This window comes from Tenacibaculum litoreum (assembly GCF_964513915.1).
Taxonomy (GTDB): domain Bacteria; phylum Bacteroidota; class Bacteroidia; order Flavobacteriales; family Flavobacteriaceae; genus Polaribacter; species Polaribacter litoreum.
The window spans coordinates 1,142,470-1,167,850 of the sequence record NZ_CAZEQS010000003.1; the positions used below are offsets into that span (position 1 = coordinate 1,142,470).

Sequence of the window (25,381 nt, forward strand, 5' to 3'; positions counted from 1 at the left end):
TTTAATTTTAACTTTCAAAGTTAATAATCTTAAGATTCTTTTAAAGTGTTTTAATTTTTATTTATTCCAACAGTTTTCATAAATAATTTCTTCAAAACGCCAAGGGTATTGTTGCCTTACTACTGCCAAATGAACATCTAACCTTTCTTCAGAAACCTCCTTTATTTCCTTCAGATATTCATTATACGTAATTTTATTAGAGTCTTTTTCGTTTTTAAATAAACTTATCTTTTCTTCTTTTAAATCTAAACCTTCAATAGAGTTATCATTAATACTAAAATCTTTTATTGCAAGCACTAAAGGTTTATTGAATTGATTTGTATTATAGTATTCTTTTGGATTATTAATCACTGGATTCATAAAAGCTATCAGTAATTTAACTTTGCCGTCAGTTATATACTGTATTTTGTATACCTCATCAATTAAAACTTTCTTTTTATTAAATTCAAGTATATATAAATCATCTTTCATTTCCTCTACATTTTTATCAAGTACGGATTGTAACTCATTTATCTCATTAATTTTATCTACCGGAAGAAATATTTGGTTCATTAAATTTATAAAAGACTTTATGTTTCTTCTTGGATAACCTAATAAACCATTAAAAAAATGAGAATCTATATGAAGCCTTCTATTCCTCATGCTTCTTGCTCTATCAAAATCAGGCTTTAAATGTTCTTGCCCAGTAACTTTTAACACTTCTTCAATTAATCTAAACAACCTTTTCTCTTTTATTATTCCTTTTTTTTTAGAAAGCTCCTTCAATTCTATACCCAGCTCTTTTGCTTTTATTTTTATTCCTGTTTCTATAGTTACTAGTGCTTTGGTTACCGCTTCGTCTAGTAAGTTAGAATGAAAGTAAGACAGGTTTAAAAGTTGAATTACTGTTTCAAACCCCTCTACAATATCTTTTGGTAAATTATCATGATATTTATTTTCTAATGATATTTGTGTTATAAAATCATTTTCGTTTGTAATACCGTAAAACTCCCAAAAAGAATCTTTCTTAAAAAATTTTTCCATTCTATTTTTTTGAATAAATGTAATAAACTTTTATTCTCAAAAAAAAGAAGGCAATTAATTCTGTACAACTTTTTTGGTGTACACCACTTGTACACTTTTTAAAATGAAAAACTTTTTAGTGTACAGCCTCTGTACACTTTTCTGTTTGGTTATTTTTTTGGTGTACAGGTATAAGAAGGTGTTTTTAACATTAAGTTCAGTAGAGCTAAATCTCATGAATGGGAGTAACTCGTAACTTAAAGGTTTCTCCCGCTGGTCGAAATGACGGGAGGCGAGAAAAAGATTGCTTCGTCCTACCTCCTCGCAATGACGGAAACCAACAAACAAAACAGTCATTTTGAACCGAGTGTTAAGGAAGTGTGAGAAACCCCATGAATAAAAGTTACTCATAACATATACTTTCATTTTGTCTTGATACAAAACGAAACAAAAAATCAAGACTTATTTTTCCTTTTTTGAATTCTACGTTGTATTCCGTATTCGAATCCAGACCGTAAACTCTTTGGATTCTCTTATACTCCATAACCTTGAATTCTAGCAAAATAAAAATAGGTCGGCGTTTATCCATACTCTTCTCTACCTCCTCGCAATTACGGTAATAAAACGTCCTTAGAAAACAAGCCGAAAATTAACAACAAACTGTCACTTCGAGTAAAATTCTTTAAACATAGTGAAGGGAATTTTGTATCGAGAAGTATTCGGTAGTAACAAGGTTCTCGATACTATTTTGTTCCGCTACGTTGCACAAAATCACTCGAACTGACATCTCAACGTCATTATGAATGGAACACAGTGAAGTGACGTAATCTCATGAATGGGAGTTACTATCAACTTAAAGATTTCTCAGTCGTAACCTCCTTCGAAATGACAGTCATCGAGGAAAAGATTGCTTCGTGCCTCGCAATGACGGAAACCAACAAACAACAACGTCATTACGAACCAAGCGGTAGCGAAGTGTCTGAAAACCCATGAATAGGAGAGTTACTCATAACTTTAAGACCTCTCAACTTACTTCGAAAACTATCTTCGTTCAAAATATATTTTGAACTCGATAATGTTCGAGGTGACGGGAACCAAGAAAAAGATTTCTCAGTCGCATACTCCTTCGAAATGACGGTTATCAAGAAACTCCCCTCCTTTTATTATTACTTGTAAAAAACTCTTACGTCTTCTGCTTGTAACTTTAACATATCATCTTTGGCTCTAATTCTTATTAAATGCATCCCTGATACTATATTTTCGGGTATTTTCATCCTCCATAGGTGTTTACTTTTGGTAGTTGGCTTGGGCATTTTAGATAGTTTTTGTCCTTTATACCTTCCTAATTCTTGAAGCAAATAAAATCTTTTTAACTCTGGCACTACTCCTTGATAATACTCCATAGATTGCCATGTTTTACCATCAAAAGAAACCTCAACTTTTGTAGATTCTCCTCCTGCAAACACATTTGCATATACATAAGGCTCATTTAAAACGTTCATTTCTGTATCCCATTCTTTGTTCTCTGGAACCCAAATACGCATTTGCTTTTCTATAGATGCTCCCGAAACCTTATAACTAAGATGATAATCTTTGTCTTCTGTTTCTAAGAACCAATATCCTTTTGGGGTACCATCGTACATCATCGCAAAAGGAACTCCATGAATATCGTGCGCTCCTTGCCACCAAGCACCACAAACCGCTCCTCCTACTAGCTGATGTACTGCTGGTTTCTGATTTCTTTGAAAGTAGCAATGGTATTGTGTATGTGTATGACCTGCTGCAATCAATACTTTGTCAAAAGGATTCATTAATAATATGAATTCCTCCTTATTACTTGTATACTCCAAAGGGATATGCATAAAAACTTTTATCGAGTTATACTTGGTTGCAAACTTCTTAGTAATGTGAGATACAAATGTTAATTGATCTTCATCAAACTTGCCTATATACTCACGATTATTTACTGGAAAGTTATTATTAAGTACTAAAAACAGATTGTCTCCATATTCAAAAGCATAGTACGAAGGTCCAAACGAAGCTTCGAAAGTTTTGTCTCTATTAGAAATTTTTTGTTCTCCAAAGTTTAAATCGTGATTTCCTATTACATAAAACACAGGCACTCCAACCAGCCCTAATGATTCTGATAGAGGCTTAAATATGCTAAGATTATCAAAAGAAAGATCACCTAAAGGAATAATAATGTCTGGTTTATTTTTGACTAATTCTTCTGTTACTAACTTACTAACATGATGAATATCGTCAATTACATCTGATTGAGGATCTCCCAACAACGCTATTTTTACCTTGTCTTTTTCCTTATTAGTATATAACGGAAAATCAAATGACTTTTTATTGGTTAACTCTTGAGATAGATAGTAAAACTTCAAGTTGTTTTGTGGGGTACGTGGTGAAACATACCCCTTTGGTTTGATAACAAATATTGGATTATTCTCTAAAGACTCTATTTTATAAATCCCTTTAGTATTTGTAGCTACAACATCTTTTCCATTGCTTACAAGTATACCTTTAAGAACTTTATCTCCTTTGTCATAAATTCCATTTTGATTCTTATCATGATAAACTCTTCCTGAAATTTTAGGTGACTGTCCTAAAGCTACTTGCACCATAAGCACTAATAAACCGAAAAGAAATCTTGATCTACTCATTAGTTTTTACCTTTAAGATTTCTAGAATCTTGCCTAAAAGATCGCTATTTTCATAAACCCCTTGTAATTTATCTGATTGAGGACCATAAGCAAACAAAGGCACCATTGCTCCTGTATGATCGTGTGTCGTAAAGTCTCCTTCAATCATATGGTTTTCTACATTTCCTTGTGGAATAGAAAATCCTGAAGTTTCATGATCTGCTGTAACAATTACTAAGGTGTTTTTATTAGCATCTGCAAATTTTATTGCTTCGGTTACCGCCTTGTCAAAATCAATTCCTTCTGCTATAATTCCATGGGTATCGTTAAAATGCCCATAGCTATCTATTTGAGCTCCTTCTACCATTAATAAAAACGGTTCTTTTTTCGACTTTAAAAAAGACAAACTACGTTGGGTTGCTTTTGCTAAAAAATTACCTCTTCCTTGTTTGATTCCTGGCATTCCTCCTTCTGCAGTAAAAACCCCTATTCTTTCTTCATCAGTAGTAATTTCTTCAATAGTATTTTTAATACTGAAAGGCATGGTTTGTTTATTTGAGAAGTACTTTGCACCTCCACCTATAAACAATGAAATTTGACTCTTTACAAAATCTGTAGCTATTTGTTGCATATGCGATCTATCTTTTTGATGTGCATAAAAAGCCGAAGGAGTTGCTCCTGTAATTTCATCAGTAGTAATTAAACCTATATTATAATTGTGTTCTACTAATAACTCACTGATGTTTTTTACTGGTTTACCATCTGGTCCTACACCAATTGCTCTATTGTATGTTTTGGTTCCTGTTGCTATAGCTGTACCTCCTGCAGCAGAGTCTGTTGTAAAATCGTCTGAAGATTGTGTTTTTAAAAACCCAACACTTCTTAATTGAGTTAATGTTAAATCTCCACCATTCGCCAAAGCTGCTGCTGAAATTTGTGATACTCCATTTCCATCACCAATTAATAAAATGATATTTTCTACTTTTTTATTCTTTTGATCATAAGTAAATGTAGGTTTATAAACTTCTGATTTTTCTTTATTAAAACTTACCCTTTTTGATAAACTTTTAAGGTATTTAGTAGCTTCAAAAGGTTGATCGGTGTTTATGAAATCAACTTTTAAATCTGTAAAAACTTTCCATGCCGACTCAGAATCTGGGGCTCCCCAAAAACGGAATGGTTTGTTTAAATTGTGTGCTGTTTCAATTACTTTTTTTACTCTTTTAAGATCGTCTGCAACCATTCTTCCTTTTCCGTTCCATACAGAATATTTTTTATAGTCTACACTTATCAATCCTACCTTTTTCCATGCTTGTTTGTTTAAAAGCTTGGTTAATTTTTGATGGTCGAATTGTATATAATCCGGATAGTCTACATAGTCTTTAACTTGTGGTTTTCCGCCTGAGATTACAAACTGTATGTTTTTGTTTTTAGTAAGATCTGGGTATCCTTTTAAAGTTTTTACTAGGCGATTTAGTGTACTATAGGGTTCTGACTTTACATCTATTAACAACTGTATTTTATGTGTAAGTTGAAGATCGTTTTTTAACGCTGTTCGTAAAGGTTCTAAATAAAGCGATTCTATAGTGTGCTTTTTAATAATCTCGGCTGTTCCATGTGCTACAAATAGGGTGTTATTTTTTAATATTACATCTATTTCTAAAGAATGGACTCCTGCTGCATAGGCTTTCCAAAAAGGAACTGTTTGTTTATAATCGTTGTGAGAATGTACTTTATAAGTAAGGTTTGAGGTTTGTGCTTGTATAGCTCCTACCCCTAATATTAGGTATAAAAATATCTTTTGAATAAATTTCATTTTATGCATTTATAAAAAAGATGCCGCCTTAACGACATCTTTTTGTTAAACTTAAATTAAACTAAAAAAATGACTAAAATTACCATCCAGTGTTTTGCTTGATTCCTGAAGAGATAATTGCTTCGTTAGGAATTGGCCATACATGCATATAACTAGGGTCAAAATTTCTTGCTTGCCACACTTGTTCAACGGTGTAGTCTGAATCTGGGTTTGATCTATCTGTGTGGATTCTACCATATAAAGGTTTACTATATACCTCAGCAGCATCTCCCCAACGTACTAAATCGTAGTGTCTGTTAGCAAACTCGCCGGCAAACTCAACACGTCTTTCGTGTTTAATATTTTCTAATGTAGCGTTGGTAACTGGAGCTAATCCTGCTCTTTCTCTTACTCTGTTTAAATCTGTATCTCCGTTTCCTCCTTGTTGAATTAGTGCTTCAGATTTCATTAATAAAATCTCTGCATAACGCATTACAGGTACATTGTAAAGTGTTGTTGGCGCATTACCATTTGAGTTGATAGAATTTCCTACTGGGTTTTCCATTCCATATTCATACATGTACTTGTTAAACTGGAATCCCGAAAGTGAGTTTTCTGATTGGTATTTTCTGGTTTCACCAAAGAACTGAAACTCATCACCAAATTTTAAGATGGTTACTTCTCTTCTTGCATCATTTGCTTCAAACTCGTTGTATAAGTCTTCTGTTGGAGTGTAATATCCCCAACCATTGTAAAGCCCCCAGCCTTTGTTTTCTAACATTACTCCTGGTAAGATGCTACCACCTTCAACACCAGAATCTACAGACCAGATGTATTCACTCGTCCAGTTATTTAGATGACTGTGTAACAATCTGAAATCTTTTTTAGGGTTATCTGTATCAATAAGTGCTCTACCCGATCCTGAATTTGTTACTGCATCACAATAGGTTACCACATCAGCATATTTAGAACTGTCATATTGTGCCCAATACAAATAGGTTTTTGCAATATAAGCTAAGGCTGCATCTTTATGTGCGCGTCCGTAATCACCTTCTCCCATTTCAGTAAAAAGAGGTAATAAATCTGCTGCTTTTTTTAAGTCTTCAACAACAAATTCATAATTTTCTATTACACTTTGTGGTCTTTCATAGCTTCCTGCTTCATCGTTCATATTCTTTTCAGTAACGATAGGAATTCCTCCGTTTACACCATTGTCACCATAAGTATGAGCTAACCAGAAATAATGAAACCCTCTCATAAAGTAAGCTTCACCTAACAAACGATTTTTAGTTGACTGACTAATATTCATTTGTGGAACGTTTAAAATAACATCGTTCGCTCTTCTTATTACTTTATAACCTTGTTTATACATTTTTGATGTATATCCCTCATCACCAGTTACATTAAAGTTTTTAATATTATCTGCTGTGGCGTTTAACCTTCCAGTAACCATATCGTCAGATGCGTTGATGTACCAAAAGAATCCACGTGCAAACATTTCTTCTGCACGCATATACTCGTACATACTGTTGGTTGCTTCTATAGCGTCTTGTTCTGTTTTCCAGAAGTTTTCATATGAAGTACTTCCTAATGGATCTAGATTTGTGAAGTCATCTGAACAGGAAACAATCCCCATTTGAACACTCACAATAAATGCGATTAGTTTTATATATGTGTTTTTCATCTTCTTATTTTTATTTTTTATAATGACAATGATATTCCTGCAGAGATAGTTCTTGCTGAAGGATATCTACCTACATCTAATCCTTTACCTCCTACTTCAGGATCCATTCCACTATAGTTTGTGATTGTAAATAGATTTTCTCCTGAAACATATATTCTTAAAGATGATTGACTTAATACAGAACTCATTTTACTTGTTGGTACTGTATAGCCAAGTGTTACATTTTTAAGTCGTAAGTATGAAGCGTCTTCTAAATACCAACTTGAAGTGGTTCCGTAAGTTTGGTTATTATCTTGTGTAGATAACCTCGGAATGTTTGTATTTGTATTTTCAGGAGTCCAAGCATTTAACACTCCCTTATCTAAATTATATCCTTGTTGAGAAGTATTGAAAGCTGTAAACTTATATGCATTAAATACTTTAACACCTCCTACCCCTTGGAAGTTCATATTTAAATCAAATCCTTTATAATCTAAATTTAATCCCAAGTTATAAGTTACTTCTGGTAAATAACTATCCATAAAAACACGGTCGTTATTATCTATTTTACCATCGTTGTTAGTGTCTTGAAACTTAAAATCTCCTGGTACTGCGTTAGGCTGTATTAATTGCCCATCTTTACTATGTGCATTGATTTCTTCTTGTGATTGGAAAATTCCTAAGTAAGGCACTAAATAAGTAGCGTATAATTCTTTTCCTACTACAGATCTGTATGGATATAATGTGCTTCTAACATTATCTGAGTGTGCTATATAATCAATTCCACTACTGTTATACCCATTAAGGTTCATTAATTCATTATCAAGAAAACTAGCGTTCGCACTAATACTATAGTTTAAGTCTCCTACATAATCTTTATACGAAACTGCAAATTCATATCCTGTGTTTTTAACTTCTCCTCCATTTACATCAGCAGCCGACGTTCCTTGATGAATATCTTCTAGTCCAGGAATAATCATTCCTTTAGTAGTTTTCTCAAAATAATCGGCAACAATAGATAGTCGGTTGTTGAATAAATTCATGTCAATTCCAAAGTCTAAAGATTCTGAAATTTCCCATTTAAGGTTTGGGTTTGATTGTCTTCCTACATACGTACCTTTATCGTCTAAAGAACCATCTGCTCCTAAAATAACATTTGTGGTGTTTAAAGGAACATCAAAAGAGTAATATCCTACAGAGTTAATATTTCCTATTTGTCCCCAAGATGCTCTTACTTTTAAATTATTGATAGCTTCTATATTAAAGAAATCTTCTCCTGATATTTTCCATGCTGCTGAAGCTGATGGAAAATAGTCTGCTTGATTTTCTTTTGCTAAACGTGAGGTTTCATCTCTACGAATACTTCCTGATAAGAAATACTTCCCTTTATAATTATATAGTACCCTTCCGATTGCAGAAGTTAAAGCGTCTTCATATACGTCTGTTTCTGGAGTTCTAATTACTGATGCATTAGACATGAATTGATTGAAAGGTTCTTCACTACTAAACCCTTCTCCTTGCTGAAAGTAGTATTCATAATCGGTAAACTGTGACGAGTAAACAGCGGTAAGATCTATGTTATGGTCTCCAAAACTCTTTTTATAGCTTAATTGATTATCCCATACCCAGCGCTTGGTATCTGAGTAACTCTGATATAAATAATTGTTTAAGTTCGTTCTTCCTAACTCTGGAATTCGAGGTGAGAACTTTTTATATTTCGTATCAGTAGTACTATAACTATAACTCGTTTTAAACTTTAATCCGTCAGTAATATCATAGTTAAGATATACGTTCGCATTTAAATAGTTAACTGGGTTATTAATATCTGGACGTAACAACAAGGCTACAGGATTATATACGTCTCCGTAAGCTCCTGCATAATTTGATAAATTTTCTGGTACTACTCCGCTAAAGTTTCCATTCACATCACGTATTGGTGCTGATGATGGCATGTATAATGCATTTACAATACTACCTGAATAAGAACTTGTTGAATTTGTACCTACTGCTTCACTTCTTGAATAATACACATTTTCACCCACTGTAATATTATCTGTAAGGTGTATGTCTGTTTTTACTCTAAAAGAAAAACGCTCTGAATAGGTATTTAATAATAATCCTTCTTTTTTATGATAACCAAAAGATGTCATATAATTCATCTTATCAGTAGCACCACTTATATTCATATTGGTGTTGTACATAGCTCCTGATCTAAAAATAGCATCCATCCAGTTGGTACGTGTTACTTGACCCCATGGATTTTGTTCTGCATCGTGAGCAGATTGCCTTGGAGCACCTGCATTATCTGCTGCCATATTGTACACATCTGCTTGTTGCTTTGCATTTAAAGGCGTAGGTAATTTAGCTGCTGATTGCACACCACTGTAAAAGTCAAAACTAATTCTTGGTTTTCCTTTTTTTCCTTTTTTAGTTTCAATTACAATAACACCAGAAGCTGCTTGTGCTCCGTATATTGCAGCTGCTGCTGCATCTTTTAAAATAGATACCGATGCTATGTCGTTAGGGTTAATAGCTGGTCCGTAATACGGTACACCATCTACAACTGTAAGAGGTTCTTCATTCGCAAAAGAACCGTACCCTCTAATTACTACTTTACCGTCTTCAGATGGATCTCCTCCTTGTTGTAAAACAGTTACACCAGATACACTTCCTTGTAAAAAATCATTTAACGTAGATACTGACCTACTAGACATAGACTCTATGTTTTCTACTGTTGAAATTGCTGAAGTAAGATCTCCTTTTTTTGCGCTACCATAACCAATTAGTACTACCTCATCTAAAACGCTTGACTCTTCATTAAGCGCTATTGAAAACTCTTGGCTTCCCGAAAAAGGAAGTTCTAGTGTTTGAAACCCTATAAAAGAAACTACTAAGGTTCCTTGATCTTTATTTACACTTAGCGTAAACTTACCATCAAAATCGGTAGCTGCTCCATTCTTACTTTGCTCTTTAATAAGAACAGTTGCTCCGGGAATGGGTTCTCCGTCTGTTTTAGACACAACGGTACCTTTTAAAATAGTTTGTGCTACCGTTCCGGAGACTACTCCGAAACATAATAACAACATAAATAAATAGTGTTTTTTCATTTGATAATTTAGGTTTTGATTCTGAGACGAATCTATTTCAAGATGCTTTTTAAAAGGGGGCAAATGGTTTCAAAAAGGGGTACTTATATTTCAAAAAGCCTCATAAAAACACCTTAATTCTTACACTTTTGTTTCAGTAACCTTCTGCTAACATTAGCCTAATCTGAAGCTAACTTTCATGCTACTACTTTTTGTTCTTTGTAAGTTTTAGGACTCATATTAAAATGCTTTTTAAATTGTCTGCTAAAGTATTTTGGACTGGCAAAACCGCACTCAAAACTAATTTCTGAAATGTTTAATACATTTTGACTTAATAGGTGTTGTGCTTTTTGAAGTCTTAGGTTAATTAACACTTCTGAAGGAGATTGTTTGAGTATTTCTTTAAAAACACGGTAGCATTTTACTTTAGATATTTCTAATTTTTCTTGAAGGCTTTCAATATTAAAAGTATGATCGTGCAAGCACTCATGCATATAAGTAAGTGCCTTTTTTACTAGCTTTTCGTTTGGTGATAGTAATTGCTCGTCTTTATGACTCTCAATCCAACCGATGTGATTTTTTGTTTCAAACAGGTTTTTTCTACTACTTAATAAGTTGGTTAGCTTTGCTTGTAAAAAGGTTTTACTTACTGGAAGTTGAATGGTAACATCTATTCCTAATTTAGTAATTTCTTCCATTTGAAAGTAGCCTATTTCTTCTGATAGGTATAATATAGGACAGTTAGATAGTTTTATATTTTCTTTACGGTTTTCTAAGAACTGTACTACTTTATTTGTAAGTTTTACATCATAAAATACTATAGTGTCTACATTGAGGCTTGAAAGTGCTGAGAATAATTTATCTACGTTGTTTTCAAATATTAAATGATAAGTTTCTTCTCCCAATAATGATTGTAATATGCCATAGTTCATTTCACTAGTCAATACCAACACTTTATGCTTGCCTTGTGGAAGCTCATTTATCATCCCTAAATGATTCCACTGTACCATTGAGGCTTTTTCTGAGGTTACTTTATGAAATGGTACTTCTACCTTTATTGAAATAATTCCTTCTTCAGAATTATTTATATCCAACTTTCCATTTAGTTCTAATAGTAAATCTTTCGCTGCTTTAAAATAGGGACTGTAGCGTTGTAAACTTTTTATATTATTAGCTAAAATGCCACTATCTGAATTTACTTTTAGTATTAGTTTGTTTTCTTTTTCTGTATAGGTCATTTGTATGTTACTGCCTTGATTACTATACTTTATAAAGTCATTGAAAATATATTTATAAAAAAGTTTAAAGCGCAGTAAATCAATGGTTATCCACTTGTCTTCTACTTGGGTTTGATAGCTGAGGTTTATTCCTGATTGTAGTAATTTTCGTTCTAAATTTTGGGTTAAATCATGTAAAAATGTATTGATTTTTATTACTGATTTTTCTGTAGTATTTATACGGTTTACTTGCTCTAGAAAATCCCACTCCGTTAGTACATCTATCATGGTTTGCGCTTGACTAACTAATTTTGTTTGTATTTCGTTTGGAATACTATTTTGCTGACTATATTGTAGCATTTGCATTAATGGTTTTTTAAATTCTGCCAGTACAAACGTTTTAAATTTATCTATTTCAAAATCTTCGTTTTTTAATTTGTGATGTAAAGCCAGCACTTCTTCTTTTTGTTTGATAATTTTTCGGTTTTGGTCTTCGAGCTTTACATTAGCTTTTATTAAGTCTTTCTTCTGCTTATTAATTATAGCTGTTCGTTCATTAATTTTTTGTTTAAGTTTTTCTTGGTAAATTTTATCCTTACGAACTTTATACCCTAAGCTTAAAATAAGTATAATTACCCCTCCTGATGCTAAACTCCATGCAAACCAAGAGGTTTTATAAAAGGGTGGAGCTATTACTATTTTTATAGAAAACATATTTGTTTTAGAAGTACTTAAACTATTTTTTACTTCTAATACATATTCTCCATGTGGTATTTTCTTATATAAAATAGGGCTTGTTCTATACACTCTCCAATCTTTATCAAAGCCTTTTAACTTGTATAAAATTAAATTTTCATGATTTTTTCGGTATGCTACAGGAGTTATATCTAGGCTGATATTATTTTCTGAAAATGTTTTTTCTACTACATGATCATTATTTTCTACTCCATCTATTTCTACAACTAATTGAGGGAGATTCTTATTAAACTCTATTAATTCAGGAGCGAAGTAATTAACTCCATTAATACCTCCAAAATACAACGCTCCCTTGTTATCTTTATAATAAGCTCCTTCTGAAAACTCTGGTGCTTGCCATCCTTCATCTGGATGTAAGACATTTACTTTATAGTTTTCTTTATTTATTGAAGCAAGACCTTTAGTTGTACTCACCCATATGTGTTTTCCTTTAGGAATCACACTGTAAACCATATGACTTGGTAAGTTTTCTTTTTCTGAAATAGTTTTTACTACTCCTTTTTGACGATCAAAAACTGTTACTCCCCCCAAAGTTGCTATCCAATACAACCCTGTTTCTTCATCTTTATCAATACTATATACACTATTACCTGTTAAACCATTTTCTGTAGTAAGGTGATGTTTTTCTCCATTATTTCTATTAAATAGAACCATTCCATGATTTTCGGTTGCTAAAGCCAGTTCTTCACCATTAACAAAAACATCTCGAATATGGTATGTTTTTAAAAACTCGCTTCCTTCAACATTTTCAAACTTATTTTCTTTTATGTTGAACACTGCTATTCCTCCCCAACAAGCAAACCAAATTCTACCATCGTTAGTTTCTGTCATTGCATAAATCCTATTTGCTGGTAGTAAAGGATACTCTTTTGCACCGTAATAAGATACTTTAGTTTTATTTATGTGAATTAGTCCTGCATAGGTACCAACCCAAATAGAACCGTCTGTTGCTGTATATAAACTACGTATTCTTTCCCAATCTTTATTTTCTTTTGCTTTCTCTAATCGTTTTTTAATAAAACATTTGTCTGACTTACTATATTTATATAATCCTTTGGTATAGTAACCTAACCAAAGATTATTATCATCGTCCATTGTTATAGCTCTTACAGTTTCATTAGGCAAATGCCTATATTCTACAGGATGAGGAGCAATAGTGTTTATATGTTCAGACCCAACGTAAGCCATACTTAATCCTCCATCTTTATGACCTAACCAGATGTTACCAAAGCTGTCTTCATAAATTTTTTCAATTTCATTTCCTGTAAAACTGTAAGGGTTATATAAATCGTAGGTATAGTGCTCTATTTTTGTTTCGTGAATATTTACCTGATTATTTCTTATTACATAAAGCCCACTTTTTCTTGTAGCATACCATATATTTCCTTTTCTGTCTTGATAAGATTCATTAATAATTACTTCAGGAAATTTATTGAGTAATAATTGATCATTAATTAGTTGTTTGTTTGTTTTTACTTGTGCTTCGTTTACGTTTAAGAAACTCGTTCCATCAAACTCTAAATACTGTCCGCTTTTAGTTTCTACTACAAGATTATTTTTCTTTGATAGCTTTAGGTTAACGGGCGTTTCAGAAAAATAAAAGTTTTGAAAGACTGATTGATTTACGAACCTACTTACGGTATTATTATCTGTTAAACACCAAATTGTTTTAGATCCATCTCTTTGTAGACTATAAATTACATTTCCTGCAAGAGAAGTTGAGTCGTTATTTATATGTTTGAAAACTTTAAAATCTTTACCGTCATAACGATTAAGTCCATCCCAAGTGGCAATCCATAGTCGTCCTTTAACATCACTTATAATATCATTTACTGAATTATTGGAGAGTCCATCTTTTGTAGTTAATGTTTTAAATTTTAAAGATTGACCAAGACTGGTAGTAACAATTAAAAAAAAGAAAAAAAACAACCTCATACCAAACAATTTCATCTTTTATAACTGACAAAACTACTTTAGAGAGAACACAGATTAACTATAGTAAAATTAAGTTTTGATTACCTAAATGTTAATATTTCAACCTACCATATAACTAGGGTTTATTAGCTAATTATAAATTATACTAATACTGAATTTCAGCACTTTTTCATATAGATATAAAAAAGGGAAAGCCTTACTTATTTTACGGTTTTTAAAAAGATTAAAGAGTACTAATATCCTATTTTTAAGAAATTTAAAACAACTAATTATGTTACAAAACATTTCAACCTTAGGATTGACATTAACTAAAAAAGAACAAAAACTTGTTCAAGGTGGTGCACTACCAACATGTACAGTGTGCTTTGATTATTGTAGATCTCAAAACTTTCAGACTAAAGAAGAGTTTAGTGCTTGTTTTTATGATTGTAAACAAGAGCTTTGTTAAATTTTAAAAGCGGACTTTCGTCCGCTTTTCTTTTATCTACATCTTTTTAAAATACTTTTCTTATAAGTTTTTTATGTACTTGTAAGGTAGTACTAAATTTGATAGTTGTATTAGTGGTAACTGTGTTTCGGTTACTTCAGAGAATACAGACAAATCAAATGAAAAATAGGCTTCTGTTGTTGTTGGCTTTTTATCTTCATACCATTTTTCTAATGCTTTTGCTAACTGACATACGAAAGGTGTATCAGAAGTAATTTCTTCTGAACATCCCACAGTTGGTATTGTATAATCTTCTGGAATTTTAAAAGAAAAAGGTGTGTATAATAGTACTGGTAATTGAACCGGTGGTAAATCACTTTTAGCTGTTTCTTGTAAATAGTAATTCCAATAGCCTGTTACCTTAATTGTTTGTTGATGTAATTGATCGTACGTAAAAAATGTTTTAAAGAATGTTGCCAAATGTTCTGACAAAGACACACTACTTCCATTCTCATCTAAAATTTTAGCTATATTAATTTTAGTATTATTACTTAACAACGGTATTAGTTTGTTAGAAAATCTAATTAAAGGGGTTCTGTAAATGAATTTTGGATTTGTAGGGTTATCTTCAACCAACCCTTCATTTCTAATTATAGCAATTCCTGCCCATGTATTTTGGAACTGTAATACATTTAATCCGTTTACCTCAACTGTTCTATTTGGTATTTCGAAAGAACAAGGATATCCTAAATACTCCTTTACTTTGGCTTTAGGGTCTTTTACGTACCAATACGAATTTTCAATTGGTGTTCCAGATTCATCCGTTGCTTGTACTCTTGTATAATTATTTATGTTAATTAATGGAGCACTAGGAATCTCCGCCAGCTTAAACTCACTCATAAATAACTGCTTATCTATTTCAGACATATCTTGAGGAAGCACTATACTTACTACCAAACGCTTACACTCTTCACCTCCTTGGCAATCACAAGTAGTAGTAAAATGTGGATCTTCTTTTTGTTGTATAATAAAATTATAAGCACTTGTAGTTTCTATATCCTCCTCTTGAGAAGCTTTATATAGCATTGCTTTTTTGTTGTGTTCACCCCAAGCTAATGATAAATTATTAGTTAACTGCACCATAGCTTGCATTGCGTAAAATGCTTTGTCAAGATTTGGATCAGTATCATCAGATGTAGGAGATATAAGAGTTAAATACTTAGTCATATCATTTAACACTGATGACCATACGCTTACCATTTGGGCCATATCGTTGAATAAATCTCGAGTGCTACCTTTAGCTTGTATGTTATTATCTTGACCATCAAAAGTATTAAACCTAATATCAGAATAAATTTGGTCTTGTGCTGCTTGATCTTCAGAGTAAGTGTACGTGAAATTCCATTCTGAAGCTTTTTCAAGAACTTCTTTCGTTGTATCACCTACTATTGACACTGCTTTACCTTCTTGAGTTGTTAGCGTTGGTGGTTTTGGATAATTACGAAGAACTATAGGAATATCTACAGTACCTAAAGACTGCTGTAGTGGAGATTTATCAAAATCAGGTTCTACTGTTTCAGCTAAATTAACAGGTACTATAAATGTTAACCATTTTGATGCTTGATATCCTTTTACATCTGGCACATCTGTAATATCAAATTCAACATGAGTAATTTGATAATCCATTCCTAGAGGTACTGTCGTAAACTCTTTTGTGTTTTTAGTAGAAAAGATAAAAGACATATCGGATGTTTTTTCTCCATCTTCGTAATCTAACTGTATTTTAGCATTAGAAATTGAATACAGTTTACTATCTCCTTCTGTACTATTAACAATACTTGGGGTACCATATAAACGAGGAGCTATCTGATTTTGGCCTTCTCTTGCTATTCCTGATTCGGCAGTAACTTCCATTTGTACCACTGCATTAACAGAATAAGTATTTCCTAACTGAATAAGTAGTTGTTGTTTAAACTTTTCTTGAGCATTTAATTTTCTTGTTTCACTTACTTCTGGTGCTGTAAGAATTGGCTCTACCTTAGTTGAAATAGTTTCTGCCAGTAATGATTTAGCTTTGGTTATGGCTTCAAGGTAAGATGTAGCATCACTTTTTAAAGATCTTAAAAACTCTTTTTCTTCTTCAGATTTTAATTCGTCTACCAAAAATGCTGGTACCGCATATTCTGAACTTAAGAAAAGGTCAATTGCATCTAAACATTGTTTTCCCCAAATATCCATATCTACATCAGTAAAATTCTTTACTGTACCTTTTTCACAATCTAACCCTTTACCTGTAACATAAGAACATATTGGAACATCCTTTTTAGATACTAAGCTAGTAGAAATTGGTAAAGGCGCATAAAAAGATGCATTTAATAAACTATAAGTATAGATCTGTATCTTATATGTGGTAAACTCTTCTTGGGTAAGAACTCCTTGTAATGCTTCATCAAAACTAGCTTTACTCATATATACAGTTCCTACTAACGGAGTAAGTTTATCTATTACAGAATCTGGAACTCCTGATTTTGGTAGTTTAGAAATTGAATCGTTTGTAAGTTCATAAGAACCTGCTGGCTCAACATTCCAATAAATACCATTACCTGGTTTTAGTCCCATTCTTACAATGTAAATCGCTTCATTTTTCTGACTTCCAACCAACTCTTTATCTATACCTGTAGCTATTTTAAGTACGTATTCATTTTCTTGATAGAATGTTTTTTCAAAATTGACCGCAAATTTTGTTAATGAGTGGTTTTGAACTTTCTCGCCTGCACTATTTTCTTGTTGTAGATTAGGAACATAAGTATTAGGCTGAACAACTGTATTAGTTGAAGTAACCGATGGACTATCTTTAAAATCGTTGTTAACAAAAGAAAGGTCTCTTTCCATACGTAATCCCACTGTTAGCTCAAAAATAGAAGCTGTTTCCAAGTTTTCTATTGCAACTGGTTGTTTTATTGAACTCATTGTTGGAGCTGTAGGTACTGTTTGACAATAAGCAATAGCATATAAATAAGCGTAAATTTCTTTTACAAAATTATTGATTGGTGCTAAGTCTACATCTGTTTCAATTCCTGGTAGCAATGAAGTGCTTAATGAAAGTGTAACCGTATTTTGATCTTCTACATAAGGATTAAATTGATTAATTTGATAGTATATGTTGGTATATACAGCTAAGTCATGTAATGCATTTTTTTGATACTCTGGTGCATCTGGATTATTAGGGTCAGAAACACAAGGTTTACCATCTGTACTTTGGTATCGTGTAACATCAAAAGAGAAATTCAATAATAATTCTCGATCAGTATCATTCTCTAATCTTACATCATAGGTAATAAATAAACTTGGCCATTGTGAGAACCCCTTTAACTCATCAAGATACCCTACCGCTACTGGTGGATTATTAAGAGGTGATTTTGTATTCAACTCTGGATTGTTAAACGGTGTTACCGTTTCATTTCCATAATAATCAACCCAATCAAAATGTATTTGTAATGTGTTACCTATACCTCTATATGGATTGTCTTCTTTTTGAGGGAATCCTTCTGGATAAGAGTTGTTAGGATTATCAATCGCATACTGTGCTATAGGAATTACTTGATTATAAGTCCAAGGCGAATTAGTATTCTCTTCGTTTTGGTCTTTATTATTTGCCGGACCAGAAGGTAAACCTACAATACTTTTGTTAAAATATCTGTTAGCAACTACCTGGTAGCTTAATAAATTGTATAAGTTATTCAAATAGGTTTCTGCATATCCAGCATCACTTGGATTATCTGGAGGAGTTCCCGGATTTGTTCTACTTAACTCAAAACCTGCTGTACCTTGCTGTATTGATGATACTTTATGAACTACCTGATCAATTATATTAAATGTTGTATTGACATTAAAAACAGCTGCATCTTTAATTATAAAAGATAATGTATCAACATCTATAAAATAATAATTAGCAATGCTCTGCATCGTATTACCTGGTGTACCCTCATCTGTTGTTATTTGATAAGTAACTGTAGGAATTTCTATCAATTGCCACACAGGTAAACTATCCCAATTGTCAATATTTGGATTAAGGCTCTTAACATCATCTGGATTTACATTAAAATATTCTGCAATGGCAGTTAAATTATTAGAAGGTGTACCTGATGAAAGACCAACCTCATATTGCAATCCGTCCAATACAATTGGTTTTGCTGAGGTATTAAGTTTTACATCTGTTTCATTAAGGTTAGCGAGCTCACTAATTAATATATTGTATTGAGATGAAATGCTTTGTAGCGTTTCATTTGCTGAAGTCGTTGTATAAGTTAAATCTTTTTGAGCTTTAGACTCTGCATAAACAATAGAAGATGACGTATCAATTTTATCTCCCGTTATAGCACAGTTCATAAAATCTTTAAGAACATTATTATATGAATTGCTATAAGTAACTAATAGTGAAATTGTTCCATTTCCTGAACTGTCAAAAATAGTATCAGGGAACCCTGTATTTCCTTCAATTTCGTTATATAATAAATAGTATCCTCCAGACCTCGTAATACTACATTCCCATAATAGTTTTACAAAATCGTACAATGAATTTAAAACTCCGTTAGGTTTTTCAGACTCCTCTTCTATTAATCGACCCTCCTGTGATGATTTTAATTGTACTGGATTTGTTTCTGTTGATAAATTAGATTGAACAATAAACGTTTTCATATTTAGGTTTCCAACAGAAAGTAATCCATCACTTCCTTCATACAACCACTGTATATCTTCAATTACTCCTTGATTATTATTACTTCTAGAATAATCAGGATCTAAAACTCTTAATAACCTTTCTAAAACCTGTGTTCCTGATTCATTCGCTCCTATTAACTCATAAGTAAATGCACTTGTACCTGGAGCAGTGTCGTCAGCCTGCTTTTTAATGTCTATTTCTAGAAGTGTAGACCATCCATAATACTCAGAGTTTTTATAATCCATAACTCCAGTTGTGGCATTATACGTTCCTATTTGAATATCCATAGCTGAGCCAGCTCTTTTAGGTATCGCTATCTGTTGTAAAAGACCTGATGGGAAATTCCAAATTAGTGGAGATATTTCAGTTTGTCCTCCCAAACTACCATATGGAAGGTTTACCTCTCCTGAGGTACTCCATTGCGTAACTGTTTGAAATGTATATTGAACAGGAATCAAATTATAAGGCTTCATAGCTGCCAGTTTTAAAATATCTGGCTCAATACCTGTTTGTTGAGCATAAGTAACCACAGTAGCTATTTGTGATATATCTTCTGGAGTTAACTGTATTGGTAGTGTAGCTTTTTTAGGATCTCCTGAAGGAACCTCTCCGTTAAATTGTAACCAATCTAATGTAGTATTGATTAAATTAATCGTAAATCCTTCTTTAACATCACTTGGTATTTCAAATTGCTGTCCTGTTAATCTATATAATGCACAATCATCACCTGCACATGGAGAGTTTGCATTGAGTGTTAAACCTGGTAAGGTAGTTGGCAACCTCATTCCATGAAGTTGGTATCTCGATACCATACCTGATAATTGTGTATATGATTGTTTTGCTTTGAAATAATCTAATATACTTTGTACATCTAAGCATCTTAATTCTGGTATGTTTGCTGTACTGTAATTATCAGAATCATAAAATAAATTATTGACCTGTTGGTTATGATAACTTGTTCCTAAAACCTTAGAGGTTGTGTTATATTTTTGAGCTATTTTACCTAAGGTTTCTGCATCATCTGGATTACTAAAAGTAGCAGTTATATGAACGAAAGGTTGAATTAATAATACCCCCAATGGTTGTACTTGCAATGATTGAACTTCTGCATCATTAGCAAGATCATTTACTGTTACTGTATTATCAGGAGTACTTAGTTTTTTTGCTATACCTGTTAAAGTATCTCCAGGTACAATTTCATAAGTAATATTATCATAAACAAATGAATTACCTGATATAAATAGTCCTGGAACAGATTGGTTTTGTAGTAATAAGTCTGAAACTGAAATATTATTAAATATAGTACTAGCTATATTAGTAAAGGTATCTTCACTTTTTGCTGTATAATTTGCAGCTGCAATAATCAAGTTTGCCTCCGTAGTTAAAAGTGTATTTTTCTGAAAACTTGAATCATTTGCTAAATCTGCTACGGTAGTTTGCAATCCTGTAGCTACCTCGTCAATAGTATCAGTTGCTTTTACTGTATAAGTCTTAGCGTCATACGTAATTTCTTGAACCTGTAATAATCCTGGGATGGTTGTATTTTGTGTAATCAGTAATGCTGTTTCTAGGGCGTATTTAGCTCCAATAGAAACAAAATTATCACCATTAAGAATAGTGTACATTACTCCTGTAATTTGAATATCAATTCCACCATTTAAAGGGTGAGATTGGTTGGCCTTAGAAAGGTCACTTACCTCAACAGCATTGGTTGTTCCATCAGAAGTACTTATACTATTAGCCCAGTTTGCCATGGCATTTAGACTGTTACCTTTAGATAATGGATATGTGTAATTTTTTAATGCATCTTCTGCGTACCCTATAAGTTGCTTTCCTATAAGTACAAAATAGTCTTCAAAAACAAATGTTGATAAAGAATGTTCTACTGATGCACTTTTTTTCAGGGCTGCGTCAGTATTTTCTTCAGATACTTTTACAGCTAATTCATTAAACCATTTTTTAACTTCAGATAAATACTCATCTGTTGCCATATTATACGTGCTAAAATCAACATCAACTCCTGCATCTGGAACAGATAATTCTAAATCGAAAAACATTGGGAATACGGCTGCTGTTTCGGGTTTTGTACTTTCTGTAACGTTTTGAATGTTCACTGCCTCAAATGTATCTTCAAGGAATGATAATAGTTTATCTGTAGGAATTGGTAATGGAGTATCTTCATTTGATAACAGAGCTAGTAATAGCTGTAAATCGGCCGCAGAAACTGCTAATTCGTCTGCCGTAGCTCTCGTACTTTCTGTAGCTGTTTCATCTGCATAGTTTTGTATTAACCATCTAAAAAAGTCTTGACTTAAATATTCAAACGACGAAGTAACAGTACTATCTGGATTTTCTGCATCAGGAGCATCAATCCAAAGTGAAGTGACATACTGAGCTGTTTGACTCTTTAAATCCCCGCTTTCTGATCCAGCAACAGTTAAGTGTGGAATAAAATAGATATTTAGTCTAGGTGACTTCTCTTCTATACTTACCATTAATTTAGAGCTGTAATGCATGTCTTTGATCGGTAACTCCGACAGTAGGCTTGATTTTGCTGCATATACCAAAGCTCTACCATCAACAGATTCTGAAAGTTGCCTGTTCCATGGAGCCATACTTGTTTGATCTGTACCAATAGTAAGATCTGTTCGTATTTCTGCCTTGAAGCTAAAGTTAATTTTAATAGAGAATAATCCTAAATTTATTTTTGCTGAGACTTGTACATCTACTGAAGCTACAATAGCCAGAGGCATTTTGTTATAAGCTTCTAAAGTTGCTTGAGCATATATTTTTATGGTAATATTTACAGATGCCGAAATAATTCCAAAATCTAAAGAACCATACAGTTTACCAATTAACCCAAGAGTTCCTTGTAACCAATAGTAGTAAGAAGTTTCTACTTCTGTCTTATTGTTCTCTTGAAGAGCTCCTTGATATGGATGATATGTAGCAATTACTCCTTCTAAAATACCAAAAATTGTAATACTAAATCCTGCTTTTAACACTCCGTAATTAACGCTATAACCAACACCTACCTGTAAACCAATTCCAAAAACAATTACTGGATTAAAATTACCATAATTAGTTTGTGGTACCTTTTTGGTAGTAGCACTGCTTAATTTTCCGAAGTAAAAACCTCCTGATCCCATTGCTGGAATTCCTGGTGGTACAATAGCTTGTATGGTAAAGGATCTTGAAAAATCAAGTTTATACGGAAATCCTATATCTACCATAAAATCACCATTGGTATAAATAGCTAAAGCAATAGAAGGAAGTGTAATATTAACTGCTCCGAACTGCAAATATCTCAAAGCGTCTGGTAGTGTAAGCGCTATTTGATATACACCTACACCATCTGAGATTTTTTTATACATAATCTCAAAATCCAAGCCTGCAAAAATTTTAGCTTTGTCACCCGCCATGGCAATTCGTAAACCGTATAAGTTGGGGTCGTTGAATACCGCTTGCATTTCTAATGTCCATACTGGTTTTTCTTTGGTACCTACATTAAGGATTCCAAAATCGGTACCTATTAACCAATTTGAATTTTCATTAAATGAAAGTAACGAGTTTCCTGAACCAGGACCAATAGGTACTTTGCCTTTTTCTGGAGTATCAAATGCTTTCTCCATAGCATCTGTAACTTCTTTTATTGATTGGTATTGAGCTGCATTATTTAGCTCAACATGTTGTCCCATTGCTAATAAGCGTAACTCAAAATACTGTGTTCCTTGACCTGGAACTTCTGGCATATCTTTTACATCTTGTCCTTTTTCTTTGTTAAAGACATTACTGTCGTTAATAGCAGGTACTACTGAACTACCATCAAATGCTATTTGAACGCCTTGTGCATTTTTTGTTAGCTTAATACCATTAATTGTAATGAATATTAAATCAAGGCTTTTTGGTAATTTATAATCTACTACTACCTCCTTAGTATCTAAATCATAAGTAACCTTAAATCCGTCTAAACTTATTTTATTGAGTATATCCCATGGAGCATCTAATTCAAAGTTAGGATCGAACAACATCTTCATAAATGAAGTTAGTAACGACCCTACACTCCAGTTTTTAATCTCAAAAATGATCGTTCTACTTTCTCCCGCAACATTATATTTCGCTATAAATCCTTCCCATTCAATCATTAATAATTGGTCATCACCATCAAAATTATAACCAATCTTAACTTCTGCATTAAAATATTCAAGTAAAACACTTCCCATTACACCACCAGAATATTGTTTTCCTGCTGCTTTGGTTGCATCAAACTTTAAGGCTAACGCTGCAGCAATATCAATTCTCTGATTAATTATAGGGAAAGTGAACTTCCACTCTATGCTCGTTTTAACTTCATAAGAACCTTTTTCCTCTCCATTTGGAATATCTGCGGTTAAATCAAAACTAGTAATTGACAAATCTGCTGGTAAAAAACTAGTAGGCAACTCAAAGCCCACTTTTTTAAACAATCCATCCATCAATTGCCCTAAGTTTAACTTGTCACCTGCAGGCATGTTTATACTTAAATCCCACCCACCATCTTCTGCTGAAGAATTATAATTTACTGCTGATTGCAATCTTAAATCTCCTATAGAGAAAAGACCACTAATAGCAGCTGTATATACATTTGAACCTGTTCCTGTTACTGGAGAAGTAGAGGTAAGTTGTAATGCTGCATCAGTTAATGATATATTGGTAATAAGGTTCATTTCAATATCTCCTGATGCAAAAAATGCATAGTATTTACTATTGATATCCATATCAATACCAAACCCTGTAAATACTACACTTACCAAACTTTCTGGTATTTTTATAAAACCGCCTGTTATGGCTGCTAATAAATCATTAATTGAAACAGTTCCATCAAAAGCTGCTGATAAAGTAAGATCAGAAGTAATTTCTACATCAAAACCTCCTTTGAATATGGTTGGAAAAAAATTTACTCTTGATGAGAAAAAGATACTCTGAGCATTGATTGTTCCTGGTCCTAATATCCACCAGTTTACATCAAACTCTTCAACCGAAAAATTATCAAAGAGGTTCCATGTACCAACTGACCCCACTTGTGCTGAAACACTATTTATTTGTACCCCATTAGTAAAGTTTAAGGAAGTTGTAAACCCTTTGAATGCAATACTATTTAAATACTGTTGCAATGTTGGAGGGATATTACTGAACCAATTATTTCCAGCCATTAATGAAAACATATTTAATGGTGTAAGTGGTTTTTGAGGAGTTGAAGCCACAGCAATATCAAAAGTATTAGTTTTGGGAGCTATGCTTGTTGTAAAATCCATTTGGATATTTTCTCCTAAATGTAATTGTAATTGAAAATATAAAAGAGGTGTTTGTTGTACTTCTGTTATTGGTTCAGAATCTTCCTCTGTGGTTTCTTCAACAGATTCTATCTTGAAACCTACGGCAGGATCACTTACTTCTAAAAATAATAAGGATATAGGAGTAACATCTATAGGTACAATAAGATCCATATCAGGATATAAATACTGCTCATTGTCTACTTTTGATGGATCTAACATCCCTGTTAAAGGAAGTTTTGTACTTACCGACCATGATGTTAAAAAATCAACAACATTAGCTAACCAATCTGTAAGAGTTATCATAGCAGAGAAATTCTGCCCTTCAACTAAAGGGATGTCTGAATTTTGCCATTTAAAATTATCCTTTTGTTCTGTACTAAACACAAAAGCTGGTGAAGTATAGGGTAAACCATCAAAAACACCACCTGTCATATATTCCCAACTAGTCTTAAAAGTCCAATCACTTAATGCGATTTGTATAGTAAACTGAGCTTCTCCTTTCTCGTTAACAACAACCTTTAAAATAACATCTGTATTAGTTTTTTCTACATTTAAAACGTTTGCTTTAGCATTACTTATGGTCAATGTATCCCCTGCTGGATCTGGAATAGATGTTTCTGACGTATCTATCAATAAAAAAGTTCCTTCAGCTAACTGATATCCTTTAGATAATAACTCATCTAAATTTTCTGGAGGTGTTAATTGAGAAGCAGAAAAAGTAGCAGCATTAATAGTGATGTTTCCATTATTAGCAGCTGCCTGATCTCTAAAAGTGGTTGTTAAATTAGAAAGACTCATAATACAAGGTGTGTATATT

8 protein-coding genes are annotated in these 25,381 nt (G+C 32.7%); 1 reads left to right on the forward strand and 7 read right to left on the reverse strand.

The window, feature by feature from the left end; translation table 11 throughout:
* Positions 1–57: 57 nt before the first annotated feature.
* The 6 genes from ACKTTR_RS11255 to ACKTTR_RS11280 form a co-directional block, all read right to left on the reverse strand.
* Complete coding sequence (locus tag ACKTTR_RS11255) at positions 58–1,023, reverse strand: hypothetical protein (protein WP_408027927.1); 966 nt, start codon at positions 1,021–1,023, stop codon at positions 58–60.
* 1,145 nt (positions 1,024–2,168) lie between these two features.
* Positions 2,169–3,671: a calcineurin-like phosphoesterase C-terminal domain-containing protein gene (locus ACKTTR_RS11260; protein WP_408027928.1), complete on the reverse strand. Its 1,503-nt coding sequence runs from the start codon at positions 3,669–3,671 to the stop codon at positions 2,169–2,171.
* Complete coding sequence (locus ACKTTR_RS11265) at positions 3,664–5,466, reverse strand: alkaline phosphatase (protein WP_408027929.1); 1,803 nt, start codon at positions 5,464–5,466, stop codon at positions 3,664–3,666. Before ACKTTR_RS11265 ends, ACKTTR_RS11260 begins: the two co-directional genes overlap by 8 nt.
* 79 nt (positions 5,467–5,545) lie before the next feature.
* Positions 5,546–7,129, reverse strand: coding sequence for a RagB/SusD family nutrient uptake outer membrane protein (locus ACKTTR_RS11270; RefSeq protein WP_408027930.1), 1,584 nt, complete (start codon positions 7,127–7,129; stop codon positions 5,546–5,548).
* A 17-nt stretch (positions 7,130–7,146) separates the two neighbouring features.
* Positions 7,147–10,215: a SusC/RagA family TonB-linked outer membrane protein gene (locus ACKTTR_RS11275; RefSeq protein ID WP_408027931.1), complete on the reverse strand. Its 3,069-nt coding sequence runs from the start codon at positions 10,213–10,215 to the stop codon at positions 7,147–7,149.
* A 176-nt stretch (positions 10,216–10,391) separates the two neighbouring features.
* The gene (locus ACKTTR_RS11280; RefSeq protein ID WP_408027932.1) at positions 10,392–14,102 is read right to left on the reverse strand and encodes a two-component regulator propeller domain-containing protein; all 3,711 of its coding nucleotides are present in this window, start codon (positions 14,100–14,102) and stop codon (positions 10,392–10,394) included.
* Positions 14,103–14,373: 271 nt separating this feature from the next.
* Here ACKTTR_RS11280 and ACKTTR_RS11285 point away from each other — a divergent pair, with 271 nt between their 5' ends.
* The gene (locus ACKTTR_RS11285; RefSeq protein ID WP_408027933.1) at positions 14,374–14,550 is read left to right on the forward strand and encodes a hypothetical protein; all 177 of its coding nucleotides are present in this window, start codon (positions 14,374–14,376) and stop codon (positions 14,548–14,550) included.
* A 60-nt stretch (positions 14,551–14,610) separates the two neighbouring features.
* Here the strand turns inward: ACKTTR_RS11285 and ACKTTR_RS11290 are convergent, their stop codons facing one another.
* The gene (locus ACKTTR_RS11290) at positions 14,611–25,362 is read right to left on the reverse strand and encodes a LysM peptidoglycan-binding domain-containing protein (RefSeq protein WP_408027934.1); all 10,752 of its coding nucleotides are present in this window, start codon (positions 25,360–25,362) and stop codon (positions 14,611–14,613) included.
* Between the last annotated feature and the right edge of the window lie 19 nt (positions 25,363–25,381).

What these genes read in the sequence shown, in the direction of transcription:
- ACKTTR_RS11270 (WP_408027930.1), bottom strand. Translation starts at nt 7,129, where the DNA reads ATGAAAAACACATATATAAAACTAATCGCATTTATTGTGAGTGTTCAA.
- ACKTTR_RS11290 (WP_408027934.1), bottom strand. Translation starts at nt 25,362, where the DNA reads ATGAGTCTTTCTAATTTAACAACCACTTTTAGAGATCAGGCAGCTGCT.
- ACKTTR_RS11265 (WP_408027929.1), bottom strand. Translation starts at nt 5,466, where the DNA reads ATGAAATTTATTCAAAAGATATTTTTATACCTAATATTAGGGGTAGGA.
- ACKTTR_RS11280 (WP_408027932.1), bottom strand. Translation starts at nt 14,102, where the DNA reads ATGAGGTTGTTTTTTTTCTTTTTTTTAATTGTTACTACCAGTCTTGGT.
- ACKTTR_RS11285 (WP_408027933.1), top strand. Translation starts at nt 14,374, where the DNA reads ATGTTACAAAACATTTCAACCTTAGGATTGACATTAACTAAAAAAGAA.
- ACKTTR_RS11260 (WP_408027928.1), bottom strand. Translation starts at nt 3,671, where the DNA reads ATGAGTAGATCAAGATTTCTTTTCGGTTTATTAGTGCTTATGGTGCAA.
- ACKTTR_RS11255 (WP_408027927.1), bottom strand. Translation starts at nt 1,023, where the DNA reads ATGGAAAAATTTTTTAAGAAAGATTCTTTTTGGGAGTTTTACGGTATT.
- ACKTTR_RS11275 (WP_408027931.1), bottom strand. Translation starts at nt 10,215, where the DNA reads ATGAAAAAACACTATTTATTTATGTTGTTATTATGTTTCGGAGTAGTC.